Consider the following 12,717-nt stretch of genomic DNA (forward strand, 5'->3'; position numbering starts at 1 on the left):
ACTTATTGTTAAAACAATAAATGCATTGAGGTTAAGAAAGGTTAAGCCGGGTAAAGCTGAGTAAAGCCCGGAACTGTTCGGTATTTCAGCCTTCTTAGCGCTGATTCAGTACTTAATGTGATGAGGCTTTATGCGTATTGTTATACTTTGTTTCCCGCTTTTAGCAGCACTGGTGTTGGCCGGATGTGGCAGCAGCGGTTCAGATGATACTTCTGCAACTTATACCAGCAGCTATATTCAGCTATATAACGGCTCGGCTAACAGCACTTCAACCCGTTTAACGCTTACCGACAGTAACGACAGCAGCTATCTAGCAGGCAGTGCGACCTACACCGATACCACAACTCTTGTGAGCTACGCTGCCGGCACTTATGATATAGCGTTAAGCCGGCTTAACAGCGCCGGAGATGACGTCAGCATACTGGAAGACAGTATTGAGCTTAAGCAGAGTTATAAGCACTTGCTACTGCTGGCCGGTGACTACGCCAGCCCGGATTTGCTGAGCCTGGCTTTTTTACGTGATGACAGCCTGACAGACAGCTTTAAGTTGTATGTCGCCAGCTTACTAAGTGCAGACAGCGCTTATGATGTCTATATCAGTGATTCGGATGCCAGCTTTGCTGACGCCAGCCTGGTCGCAACCGTAAACTATCAGCAAATCAGTGAGCCACTTGAGTTCACGCTTGGCAGCTATATCATTTACATTACCGAAGCTGGCAGTAACGATGTGATCTTCACCTCATCCAGTTATAGCTTTAGTTATCTGACAGAGTACGTGTTGGTTCCACGTATAGCATCAGGCCCGTTGCAAGGTAACATCGCGGTAGACGTAATTAACAATACCACTACGGTTACACACCTGACTGACATAGCAGCAACAGCGCAGTTCAGGTTATATAACAGCGTAGACAGTACCAACCCCACCGATATCTATCTGAACAACAGTATTGCTTTTACCAGTCTGGCACATGATACGTTCAGTGACTACCTGCAACTGGACGCCGCAGATTACCGCTTATCAGCCACAGACCTGGAGGGCAATTCGTTACTGAAAAATGCACTACTGACGCTGAACCAGGGCGAGAGTAAAGCAGTAGTATTATTTAAAAACAGTAGCGCAGTAGTAAGTTCGATAGTGGTTGAAGAGAGTAACCTGCCGCAGATTTATGATTTTGATATCAGTGTTGTGAATGTCATTACAGACTACCCTTCATTAAGCCTCTACTTTGTTCAGCCAAACGAAACGATTGATACCACTGAGTATTACATTACCTCATTGAGCCAGGGCGCCCATACCGACATCAATTTGCCGGACGGCGAATACCGTATCTTACTGGTATATACCGATGACAATAAGAACAAAGTGCTACTGGCAGAGTCAGAGTCTGAACAGTTCGTTGCTGGCCGTAATTACCTTCTGGTCGCTGAACCAGACGCGGCTGACTATAAAATAAGTTTATTACATTAAAAGTATCTGAGGATATCGTGACCCGGTTATTGCTTATTGATGATGATGTTCAACTGACATGCTTGCTGGCAGAGTACCTGAAAAAAGATGGCTTTGACGTTACTGTACATAACAGCGCCATGACCGGGCTAGCCTGCCTACGCCAGAATAGCTTTGATCTGCTGATCCTGGATGTCATGATGCCGCTAATGGATGGTATAACCCTGCTCCGGGAAATAAGACATAGCAACGGTATTCCGGTGATAATGCTGACTGCCCGAGGTGATGATCTGGATAAAGTTGTCGGACTGGAGCTGGGTGCGGATGACTATGTTGCCAAGCCCTGTTTACCACGTGAGTTAACTGCCCGCATAAAAGCTATCTTACGCCGGGTGCAGCATCAGCAACAGTACACAGAATTGCAATGTGGTGAGCTCAACATCCGCTCGTCCAGCCGCACCGTGTACCTGCAAAAGCAGAAAATTGAACTAACGGGGGCTGAGTTCAGCATCCTGTATTTGCTGGCACAAAAAGCCGGGCAAATCATCAGCAAAGCAGAGCTGTCTGAGCAGGCACTAGGTAAGCCACTCAGCAGTTTCGATCGCAGTATCGACGTTCACATCAGCCACATCAGGCAGAAACTTGGGCCAAGACCTGAAGGCCGGCAATGGATCACCGCAGTACGTGGTAAAGGTTATCAGTTCATATACTCTGCTTTTTCATAGAGATTTACAGCATGCAACGACTATTCTGGCGTTTTTTTCTGGTGTTCTGGGCCACGCTGCTGATGGCGATAATGTTAGTCCGGCTTACGTTTGTCTGGCAGGATGACCTGCATATGCGCCCACCCGGCTTCACTATGCAGCCGCCACATGCCGAGCTGAATATGCCGCCTGAGCGTATGCCGCCACCACCTTTTTGGCGCAGACCATGGCTGCATCTGCTACTACTGCTCAGCGCCAGCGTTGTATTTAGCTGGCTGCTGGCCCGCTATATTGCAAGACCGGTACAACAACTGAAACAGGCACTGGCCGGGTTAGCCAGCAATAAATGGCAAACTCAGCTTGGACCTGAGCTGACCGCACGACGTGATGAGTTTGGCAGTTTAAGCACAAACTTTAATAAGATGGCTGCCCAGGCAGCCGAAGCCATCGCGTCTCAGCGCCGTTTACTGCATGATGTATCCCATGAACTTCGCTCGCCACTGGCCCGTATTCAAATACTAAGTGGTTTGGCTGGCCAATCACCGGCTGACGCTGAATTGCTGATACCCAAAATTGAGCAAGAAGCAACCAAACTGGATTTGCTGGTTGCCAAAATTCTGACATTTTCAAAACTGGAAGATGGCACTGCAGAGCCTGAACATATTGATGTTGACCTTACTGATCTGGTTGAGTCAATTTGTGAAGATGCAAGGCTTGAAGCCGGTGCCAGCCAGAAATCATTGTGGTTACAGCTTAGTCCTGTTGCCAATATTAAAGGTGATCCGTCGCTGCTATACAGCGCAATAGAAAACGTGATCCGCAATGCGGTAAAATACACCCCCGCGTATTCAGAAGTGAGTGTCAGCCTGCAGCAACATGGACAACAGTTGAGCTTGCAAGTGTGTGATCAGGGGCCCGGAGTGCCAGAGCAACACCTTGACCGGCTGTTCACACCGTTTTTCCGCGCCCACAGCAGCCATAATGGCATTGGCCTGGGCCTCAGTATTGCCAAACGCGTAATTGAAGCTTGCGGCGGCAGCATTACAGTCAACAATATTGTGCATAATGGTGCGATCGCCGGTTTCAAAGTTGTTATTACTTTTAGTGTAAGTTCATGGTCTGTTCAGTAACACCGGCTAAACTCAACAGCTATTTTTTGTACCTGTATTTTTATGCGTTACACTGTAACGCATGCGGTAAAATTACAAAGGACCTGTCATGACCCAACAACAGTGCTCAGTACTGATTATTGATGATGCTTATACAGTACGCGAGTACTTACGTCAGACCCTGCTACACCTGGGTATAAGTAATATTCATGAAGCCGCCAATGGCAAACGGGGCTTGCAGGTATTTGGTGAAAAGCAGCACGATCTGGTCTTTCTGGATATCGAACTGCCTGATATCAATGGTCAGCAACTTCTGCAGCAAATTAAAACAAAAGCCGATAAAACCCATGTGGTTATGGTCACAGCGCACAATTCCGTAGAAAACGTAAAAAGCAGCATTGCGTCCGGCGCCAGTGGTTTTATCGCCAAACCTTTCTCGCCGCAGAAGATTAAGAATATTGTCGAACGCTGTTTAGCTGCAAAACTGAATTAGCGGGCATTAGAACAGGCCGCATATCATTGCGGCCTGTTTGTTTCTGGCATTAGTAATCAAATCAACGTAACTGCTGCAGAATATGCTGCCAGGGCACAAACTTCAGGTTTTGCCCCTGCTCTGGCATCCGGTTGCGGCCATCCTGCACAATCAAAGCGCCCTGTTCAAAACCCGGCCCCAGTGAGCGGGTGGTCACCTCCAGCCCATCGGTTTCTGATGTACCATCTATACCCAGTAGCGGGTTAGTCGTTATACGAAAGCGCAGTCGCTCGGTATAGGGTGCTACAGCATCATACACAACGTAGCTGTCATTGCCCTGACTCGATACCACCAGATAGCGCTTATCACCATGGTGTGCCAATGCAAGCCCTTCAACGTCGTCGACCAGGCGCTCGCCATCAACCAGAATGATCTTCTCACCCTCGCTGCCAGCAGCGTAATTCGCGGCAAAACGCCAGATACCGGCATCCTCTTCACCGACAAACAATTCTGCATTGAGATCATCGGCTACGCATCCTTCCGGTTGCGTTGGCACTTTAAGTGTACGCACCAGGTTGCCCTGCCAGTCTGTGCCTTTGGCGTCTATCTGATACTGCTCAATAACACCGGACTTGTCATTTACAAACACAAATACCGTTTTATCTTTTGTGTCCTGGTACAGGCACAAGCCATAAATATCTGTCAGGCCGGTATGCACCTTGCCCGCATCATGCAGTTTGCCCGAGGCGTCAATGGCAAACAGTTGCAGGCTATTGTCATCACGTGAGCTGGCTGCAGCAATATCGTGTGGCTTACCGTGCCAGTTCAGACCATAACGGACATCCACATTATTCAGGCGGCCAACTGCTAATTGCTGTACCCGCTTACCCTGCATGTTGTAGACATCAAGCCCGGCGCGTTTATCGGTTGCCAGAATAAGGCTTTGCGACGCCACGGCAGGGTGATGCCACACCGCCGGGTCATCAATCACATCACCGCGCTGACTTGCCGCCTCAGTCTGCACAGTAGGCTGAACCTGTGCGATGGCAGGCTTGCTGAGCTGAAACAACGCCGTATCCAACCTAAACGGCACCTGCTGCACTGCAGCTACAGCTTCACTGCTGACATAAGCCAGTAATGTTGTCTGTTGCTGGCTTACCGATAAATTACCGGCTTCTTCAAGTGCCCCCAGTACAGTACTGCTCAGTACTTTGCCTTCTTTGCTCAGATGAAGCAGCCGGGCAGGCTCCTCTTCCAGTGCCAGCACAGTTGAATCCGGTAATACCGCCAGCGCTTTTACTTCACCCTGCAACTGACCAAAAGGCTGATTAACCTGAACCAGACTGCGGCCTTCATCGGCTTCCGGTTCTGCCTGATAGCGCCAGATAGCCCGGTCTGCTTCAGCGATATACAAATTGCCCGAGTGATGGTCAACCGCACAGGCGGTGCTGTCGTAAGGTACATTCAGCTCACGAATGATCACTGGTTGAGCTAACCATTGCTGTTGCTGCTGTAACAGCAACTGATCTGCACCGCCACGACCGCCAAGCAGAAACAGGCTCAGTTGCTGATTTTCGCTGCTGCGATAAAAGCAAATATCCTCTACCACCCGGCTACTGACAACGTGCTGTTGCAACAACACCAGCGGCTGGGCAGCCGATGGCATCAGATGCCACAGCATCAGGCTGTTGCTGTCTGACTCCATGGCTGCCAGCAGCGCATCATCTGGCCCCAATGTCTGCAATGCTACGCGGCTGAACTTACCACTTTGCCGGGCAATCAGTTTATCTGCTTTTTGCACACGTAATTGCGCAGCATCTGTCATCAGCTGATATTGCTCATCAGCCAGTGTCACGTTCAGATAGTGGCTGGCGCTCACTGACAGTGCTGTCACGCTTTTCTCATCGTTTCTGTCTGTAGCCTGATTACTGCTTTGGCAGGCGCTTAATGCAGCCGCAAGCAGTAACGATACACCAGCTAAGCTAAACTTATTATTCAAAGACATAACCTACCCTTTATTACCAGTTAGTGATCTGTACACCCAGCACAAAAGTGCGGCCGTACTGTTCATACTGGAAGTTGTAAGCTTTACTGCCGGTATAGGCGTAATACGGCTCATCGTTTAAATTCACCACGTTGAAATACAACTGCATACCACGCTGGAACGTCCATTTAGCGGTAAAATCGAGCTGCAGATGGTCATCGGAATACACATCATAAGCTGCATCTGTCACATCACCGACTTCGGCTAAGTACTTAGATTTATAATTGGCTGCCAGGCGCAGGCTGATGGTGTCAGTCTCATAGCCCAGGCTCAGGTTAGCGGTCTTATCTGACTGACTGGGCAGTGCGACTTCGCGGCTAAATATACTGCCGTCGTCGAACCATTCAATATCTGCCGCAGAATCTGTCAGCGTCAGGTTGGCGGATAACAGCAGGTTATCCAGCCAGTTTCCAAAACCGGATACTTTATGTATGGCGTTAAGCTCAAGGCCATATAAATCGGCCTTACCACCATTGACATAGGTTTCTGCTTTAGCAAAGTCTGCATAGTCGCCTCGTCCGGCTAAATCCGCCTCATAAATGAAGTTATCAATCTGCTTGTAAAACAGCATCGCAGACAACACTCCCAGTTTATCGGCGTAATGTTCAATCCCCAAATCAACGTTGTTGGTTGTCAATGCCTTTAATGCCGGGTTACCGAAACTGGCTTCGAGCTCATCATCGTCCTCTTCCAGGATAAACGCCGGGGCAAGCTGTTCGAAGTTGGGTCGCACCAGACCTGTACTAAAAGCGGCACGCACGATACTATTTTCAGATAAGTCGTAACGGCCAACTACTGCTGGCAGCCAGTAGCCTTTACTACTTTTTTGCCGGTTTTCGCTGAAGACTTCGTTGATATCATCATAACGTGTTCCAGCAGCATCACGTTGCTCGTGCTCGTAACGCACGCCACTAATCAGTTGCCAGTTATCACGCTCCCACTGCGCCATCAGATAACCTGCACTGATGTCTTCATCTACCTGATAATCATTAATACGTGATTCTACTTCATCAACATAATCTTCACGGCTAAGTGTGCTTACCAAGCGGTAAATACTGCCGCTGTCTATAGCGCCGCCCATAGTACCCAGGCCATAATCAACCGTTGTATTACTGTAGTCACTCATACTTAGCGCGCTGATGCCCGCATCCTCAAAATCTTCAAATAGCCAGACATCTTCGGCAGCTTCTTTTTCCCGCTGGCTGAATTTGGCGCCGGCTTTAAGCGTCACGCTACCGCTGGATTGAATAATTTCACGGCTCAAATCAAACTTGATATTGCGCTCGGTTTCCTTGGTGTAGGTATCGCCCATCTCGACTTCTTTTAGCGCATATCCCTCTGTCAGATAAGCTTCAGCCGGAGCATTAAGACGGATAATCTGTTCACCGGTAAAGCCAACACCTTCATCAAACTCCTGTTCGAAATCGGCAGCCGCGATGTTAAAAGGTGTGTCTTCATCGGCTTTGCTGGCACCGGCCTCTAACTGCCAGTGCCAGTTACCATGGGTTTGTTTAGTACCCAGCACAATGGCGCTGATACTTTGTGTTTCTTCACGCTGCTTTAATGAACGGATAAGTGCTGCTTCACCGCTAGCGCCGGCAAATTGCGGCTCAGACAGCTCCGCCACCAAAGCCTGGCGCTGTTCGTTGTCACTAAAACGGCTATACAAAGAACGCAGATAATATTCGTTGTGGCTGCCCGGCCGGTAATCCATATTAAGCGCCAATCCCAACCGTTCACGGGTAATGCTGTAGTCCCGCAGCTCAAATTCTTCCAGGCCGTCGTCAAAGTCCCAACTGCCGCCGGTTTCTACGTTTTCTGAGCCAAACTTACGTTCAGCATAACTTGCTGCAATGGCAACCCCCAGGCTGTCGGTCTCGCCGCCTGCATCCAGTATTTTGCTGAATACACCAGAGAGTTTAGGGCTGGTTTTGCTTTGCTGCTCGTTATAACCCGCTTCTGCGGTAACCGAGTAGAAATCATCGCTGCGATCAAAGGCAGATAAGCTCTTAATTTCGACAGTACCACCAAGCGAGCCGGCAGCCATATCAGGTGTTAAGGTTTTATTGACTTCAACCGACTCCAGCAGATCAGATGGGATGACATCCAGCGCTACCGCCCGCCGGCCTGCTTCCGGTGCTGCCAGTTGGGTACCGTTATAGGTTACCGCGTTGTAATCCGGCGCTAAGCCACGCACTCTGACAAAACGGCCCTCGCCCTGATCCCGCTCTACCGATAAACCGGCAAGGCGCTGTAGTGCTTCGCTGACGTTGCTGTCCGGAAATTGCCCCATCTCGTCAGTACTGGCAACGGTGACAATGCCGCCAGCGTTGCGCTGACGGTTCAGCGCCTTACTGACCGCGCCTGACTGACCCACTACTTCTATGTGCTCTACGCTGTCGCTGGCTGACAATAGCTTAATATCACCCAGCTGTTGTGTAGTATCTGCCACCGTTAGCACCCGTGTTTCCGGCATAGCGCCAAGATAATTCACCAGCAAGGTATAAGTACCCGAGGGCAGCTGATTAAACTGAAAACGGCCATCGGCAGAGGTAGTGCGGCGCAGCTTAAGCTCCGGAATACTCACTTCAGCCCCGGTCAGCAGATTACTGCGGTTATCGGTAATACGGCCCTGTACATCAGCATCGGCCAATGCCGGTACTGAAAAAGCACCACAAGCTAACATCACTGCGCAAGCCAGCAGGCTTGGTTTTTGTTTTATCAACCGGCGTTGGGTATGGCAGACATTTGACATCATATAAACAGCTCTCAGTTTGCAGGTAATAATGATGGGCTAAAGTTTGCATCAGCTGTATGACAAAACGCCGTTGGTTAACACAGCTCACTGCACGCTACTGACCCGGGTCAGCAAAGCGCATCCCCCGCCGTAGCAGCCCTGATCCTGTCATCTGACTGTCATACTGCTTACCGACAATGGCGTTTTTGTTCCTGCGGTCAGTTTCATGTGGCGATTACACCGGTATAAGTTAGTTTTCAGCGTTTTACTGCTACTTAGCGCGTTGCTGATGGCCGTGTCATTCGGCAGTTTAAAACCGGTACAACTGTTTGATACGCTTGATATCTTAGGTGAAGGCACTACCCTGTTGGTGGCCTGTTTGTGGCTTGGGCTGATTATCAGCAGCCGCCCGGCGGGCCCGGTCACTGAATGGCTGTACTACGGCAGCTTACTGTTAATGTATTCTTACTTTCTCGACCTGCTGGACGAGTTCATCCGTTACCCGGATACGCTGCGCCTGATGAGCTGGCTGGAATCCTTGCCTGCACCGGTTGGCATGCTGTTACTGACATACGGACTGGTCGGCTGGCACCGTGAGCAGCGCTCAATTGACCGGCAGTTACGGGGCAGAGAGTTGTTTCTACGCGACCACCATTTAATCGACCCCCTGACCCAACTGTACGGTGCCGACTATCTGCATGCTGTGCTGGCCCGTGAAATAGCGTTACACCGCAGTCAGCACAAGCCGCTCAGCCTGTTGCTGCTGGACATTGACGATTTTTCCGGTTTTAACCGCCGCTGCGGTATTGCCGCCGGTGATAATTATCTGGGCCAGTTGAGTGAGTTGTTATCCAGTCAGCTGCGCCACAGTGATGTGATTTGCCGCTACAGCGGCGACCGTTTCGTCGCAGTATTGCCTGATACCAGTGACGTGCAGGCACAGATTATGCGACAGCACTTACAACAGCATCTGAGTATACTTTGCAAAGACGACAACCAGCCACAGCTGACGCTGGTATGCAGTAATGTAAGCCAGAGCAGTGCGGCAGCTGCGTTACAGGCAGCATTAAATGCCGTAACCACTGCGCGCCGGCATGCCCCCCTGACAGTGCAGAACGCCTGATGCTGCCACGCCATTTCAGCTATCAGGATAAAATACTGTTGCTGCAACATGGCTGCACTGATCTACTCTACCTGGCTCAGCGCCGCGGTGCCCTGCTGCATAAATTGCTTAGCGGTACCTCAATATTTGAGCAGGATATCCAAAAACCGCATGGCCGGTTACATCATGCCGACTGGCTTAAGCTGCTGCAAAACTGCCAACAGCAACTGAACAGCCCGGAACTACCGTTCCTGCTTGGCACCACGTTGCTGCACAACCGCTACATCTCAGTAAGTCAGTGCCTGCTGTACGCCGCCGATCTGAAACAAGCATTAAGTCAGCTGCTCTATTTCCGTCATCAGCTATTTCCTGGCATCTATGTTCAGCTGTATCGCAGACAACAGGGTATTGTGCTGGAATTCAACACCGGCCTGACTCTCGGCCAACAACACAGCACCGCCATGACTGTTTTATTTTCACTGTTACTGAGCCTGATTAAACTTCAGCTCGGTAGTAGCCGTGGTATCAGTGCACAGTTAAAACATCAGCCACCGGCGCTGGCGTTACCCTATCAGTTGCACTGGGGCTGTGCAGTCAGTTTTAATCAGCCTTGCGACAGTTTATTGATTGAGCATCATCTCTGGCATCAGGCCTTTTCTGCTGCAAATCCAGCTAAATTTGCAGCGGCCAGACGCACCTGCCGGCAGCTGAATCGTATATTGCCGCGCCAACGCGGCTTGCTGGAGCATATTTGCCAGCTGCAACGGCGGGCACTGCCAGCCTTACTCAGCCTTGAGCAAGCCGCACAACAACTCGGCGTATCTGCCAGCATGCTAAAGCGCCAGCTTAACTTACACAAAACCAATTTTGCCCAGCTGTTAGATAGCGTGCGACGCGACGCCGCCCGCCAACTGCTGCAACAAGGGTGTTACTCCAATCGCCAGTTAGCCTGCAAGCTTGGCTATTCCGACGAGCATAACTTCCGCCGGGCGTTTAAGCGCTGGACCGGCCTAATTCCCAGCAGCTTTAAAGATCTGCAGAACAGCCACTAACCCATTTTTGATCTTCAGGAGATAACATGAAAGCCATTTTGCTTTGCTTATTTTTTGCCTTTGCCGGCGCCAGCGTTGCCGGAGATATAGACCCGTCTGCATCAACGCAGACTGTATTGCGCTTTGCTGTGCTGGGCGATGCCGAACCTAAACCTGAACCGCAGTTTCCTAATCTGGCGGCAGCTGTTGCAGACATCAACAAACTGGCACAGCAGCAAAAAATTGACTTTGTTGCCGGTATTGGCGATATCGCGCACAAAGGCAGCCTTATCCAGTACGAAAACGCAACGCCTGTCCTGCAACAGCTTACTATGCCATTTTATCCGATCATGGGTAATGAAGAGCATGGCAGCACAGTTGAGCGCTTTATGCAGTTTGCTAACACGTGGAATAAAGGCAAAGTTACGCTGACCTCACCAAGCTATGTGCTCGAATTTGAAGACGTTGCACTGGTGTTTGCCTCACCGGACCACGGCCGCGATTTCAACGACAGTGGTATAGCGTGGATAATGCAGCAGATAACACAACTGCAACCCAAGCCTGTCTTGCTACTGGTACATGGCGCCCAGACCGGCGTTTATCCGGAGAATGCAGAAAAAGGCATCCGCCATCAGGGATTTAGTGACGTCATAGCGCAGCCAAACCTGGCAGCGGTCATTTCCGGCGACCTGCATATGGGCATGGACAGGGTGATGCATTCAAAACAGTTGGGAACCGTGCATTATCTGCACATACCGGCACTGGAGCGGACAAAAATTCCGGATGAGAGCCACCATACCGCGATGTTCAGGGTGTTTTCGTTACAAAGCAACGGCCTGATGCAGGTTGAGACCTACCAGACCGGCGTACAACAGCCATTAAAGCGTCATGCTTACCAGTTCAATTTACCAGCCAGCAAGTAACTTAATTCCCCTGTCTGTTCAGTCAGTTAACAGACAGGGCTAAAAAACTGCTCAAGTTTTAACCAATAGCTCCGATAACAAGCTAACAGAAAAACCTTGTGGAGCAGACGATGGAGATTACATCCGCTTCGCAACAGTTTGCGGTTGCCGAACAGAAACACCTTGCTTATAGTCGCAAACAGCAGTTACTAAGCAAAAACGAACAACACCCACTCCGCACAAGTGCACCAGCCAAACCAGCCGTTGCAGCTGTTCAGCCGCAACCGGTTGTCAGTAGTCAGGCAGAAGATATCGCCGAAGCGCAGGACGACGAACAGGTATTTAACGCCTTCCAGACCGTCGGTATGGTCAAGCGTATTCTTGCCCAGCTCAGTAAGCATACCGGCGACTGGCTGGATAAACCGCTGACGGCAGAATTTTCGGCAAAAGACCTCGACAGCTTCTCGTTTAGCTCAGAAATAACTACACAGTCAATTTGGCTTAGCAGTAGTCAAAGTCAGCAAAATACTGAGCAGCAATGGCTTGCCACTGAGCAGTGGGAGTTTGGCTATCAGGCTGTACAAGCCAGTTTCAGCGGCGCGCTGACACTGAAAAACGGCGAAAGCATCAGCTTCGCGCTGGATTTTAGTATGGAGCTCAGCTGGGCCAGATACAGCTACACCGAGCAACCTGTGCAGGACCCGTTACTGGTCAGCTTATCGGGCGAGCCAGTACAGCTAAGCACAGACAGCAGCGAGTTTGACTTGTTTAGCGACGGTAAGAAGATTCAACTGCCACAGCTGGCTGCCCGGCAATACTATCTGGCATATGACCGTAATCAGGATCAGCAGATAAATAATGGCACTGAACTGTTTGGGCCCAGTACCGGACAGGGCTTCACGGAGCTGGCCGGGTTTGATGACAATGCGAATGGCTTTATCGACCCCGGTGATGATATCTGGCAGTACCTGTATCTGTGGCGGCCAGAGCAAAGCTTGCTCAGTATGCAGCAGGCTAAATTAGGCGCTATTTCTATTGAGTCCGCAGCGACACCTATGCCGCTGCATAATGCCGATAATACTCTGGCTGGCCAGCTGCAGCGCAGTGGTCTGGCGTTTATGACAGACGGCAAACCTGCACTGGTACAGCAAATTGATTTAGTGGTGTAA

The 12,717-nt window shown here is 50.2% G+C and carries 10 protein-coding genes; 8 read left to right on the forward strand and 2 right to left on the reverse strand.

Annotated elements, in window-relative coordinates:
- Positions 1-130: 130 nt before the first annotated feature.
- The 4 genes from AC5SV9_RS05720 (at position 131) to AC5SV9_RS05735 (ending at position 3,753) form a co-directional block, all read left to right on the forward strand.
- Positions 131-1,468 carry a DUF4397 domain-containing protein gene (locus tag AC5SV9_RS05720; protein ID WP_475147083.1) on the forward strand — a complete coding sequence of 446 codons (1,338 nt, stop codon included), beginning with the start codon at positions 131-133 and terminating at the stop codon, positions 1,466-1,468.
- 17 nt (positions 1,469-1,485) lie between these two features.
- Positions 1,486-2,172 carry a response regulator gene (locus AC5SV9_RS05725; RefSeq protein ID WP_475147086.1) on the forward strand — a complete coding sequence of 229 codons (687 nt, stop codon included), beginning with the start codon at positions 1,486-1,488 and terminating at the stop codon, positions 2,170-2,172.
- An 11-nt stretch (positions 2,173-2,183) separates the two neighbouring features.
- Positions 2,184-3,281 (forward strand): sensor histidine kinase, encoded by a 1,098-nt coding sequence (locus AC5SV9_RS05730; RefSeq protein ID WP_475147089.1) that lies wholly within the window; start codon positions 2,184-2,186, stop codon positions 3,279-3,281.
- 88 nt (positions 3,282-3,369) lie between these two features.
- Positions 3,370-3,753, forward strand: coding sequence for a response regulator (locus AC5SV9_RS05735; RefSeq protein ID WP_134057214.1), 384 nt, complete (start codon positions 3,370-3,372; stop codon positions 3,751-3,753).
- Between the two features lie 61 nt (positions 3,754-3,814).
- Here AC5SV9_RS05735 and AC5SV9_RS05740 read toward each other — a convergent pair whose 3' ends face one another.
- Positions 3,815-5,737: a phytase gene (locus AC5SV9_RS05740; RefSeq protein WP_475147091.1), complete on the reverse strand. Its 1,923-nt coding sequence runs from the start codon at positions 5,735-5,737 to the stop codon at positions 3,815-3,817.
- A gap of 13 nt (positions 5,738-5,750) precedes the next feature.
- Entirely contained in the window at positions 5,751-8,534 is a 2,784-nt protein-coding gene (locus AC5SV9_RS05745) for a TonB-dependent receptor (protein WP_475147094.1), read from the reverse strand.
- Between the two features lie 205 nt (positions 8,535-8,739).
- Here AC5SV9_RS05745 and AC5SV9_RS05750 point away from each other — a divergent pair, with 205 nt between their 5' ends.
- From AC5SV9_RS05750 to AC5SV9_RS05765, 4 genes are all read left to right on the forward strand, one after another.
- The gene (locus AC5SV9_RS05750; RefSeq protein WP_475147096.1) at positions 8,740-9,636 is read left to right on the forward strand and encodes a GGDEF domain-containing protein; all 897 of its coding nucleotides are present in this window, start codon (positions 8,740-8,742) and stop codon (positions 9,634-9,636) included.
- Positions 9,636-10,667 carry a helix-turn-helix transcriptional regulator gene (locus AC5SV9_RS05755; protein WP_475147098.1) on the forward strand — a complete coding sequence of 344 codons (1,032 nt, stop codon included), beginning with the start codon at positions 9,636-9,638 and terminating at the stop codon, positions 10,665-10,667. Before AC5SV9_RS05750 ends, AC5SV9_RS05755 begins: the two co-directional genes overlap by 1 nt.
- A 26-nt stretch (positions 10,668-10,693) precedes the next feature.
- Positions 10,694-11,569: a metallophosphoesterase family protein gene (locus AC5SV9_RS05760; RefSeq protein ID WP_475147100.1), complete on the forward strand. Its 876-nt coding sequence runs from the start codon at positions 10,694-10,696 to the stop codon at positions 11,567-11,569.
- A gap of 110 nt (positions 11,570-11,679) precedes the next feature.
- Positions 11,680-12,717 (forward strand): SPM autocatalytic domain-containing protein, encoded by a 1,038-nt coding sequence (locus tag AC5SV9_RS05765; protein ID WP_475147103.1) that lies wholly within the window; start codon positions 11,680-11,682, stop codon positions 12,715-12,717.

The organism is Rheinheimera sp. ATLC3, assembly GCF_059429535.1.

Bases quoted from the DNA above. Each gene is read 5' to 3' on its own strand.
- AC5SV9_RS05720 (WP_475147083.1), top strand. From the start codon at position 131: ATGCGTATTGTTATACTTTGTTTCCCGCTTTTAGCAGCACTGGTGTTG.
- AC5SV9_RS05730 (WP_475147089.1), top strand. From the start codon at position 2,184: ATGCAACGACTATTCTGGCGTTTTTTTCTGGTGTTCTGGGCCACGCTG.
- AC5SV9_RS05735 (WP_134057214.1), top strand. From the start codon at position 3,370: ATGACCCAACAACAGTGCTCAGTACTGATTATTGATGATGCTTATACA.
- AC5SV9_RS05740 (WP_475147091.1), bottom strand. From the start codon at position 5,737: ATGTCTTTGAATAATAAGTTTAGCTTAGCTGGTGTATCGTTACTGCTT.
- AC5SV9_RS05745 (WP_475147094.1), bottom strand. From the start codon at position 8,534: ATGATGTCAAATGTCTGCCATACCCAACGCCGGTTGATAAAACAAAAA.
- AC5SV9_RS05750 (WP_475147096.1), top strand. From the start codon at position 8,740: ATGTGGCGATTACACCGGTATAAGTTAGTTTTCAGCGTTTTACTGCTA.
- AC5SV9_RS05755 (WP_475147098.1), top strand. From the start codon at position 9,636: ATGCTGCCACGCCATTTCAGCTATCAGGATAAAATACTGTTGCTGCAA.
- AC5SV9_RS05760 (WP_475147100.1), top strand. From the start codon at position 10,694: ATGAAAGCCATTTTGCTTTGCTTATTTTTTGCCTTTGCCGGCGCCAGC.
- AC5SV9_RS05765 (WP_475147103.1), top strand. From the start codon at position 11,680: ATGGAGATTACATCCGCTTCGCAACAGTTTGCGGTTGCCGAACAGAAA.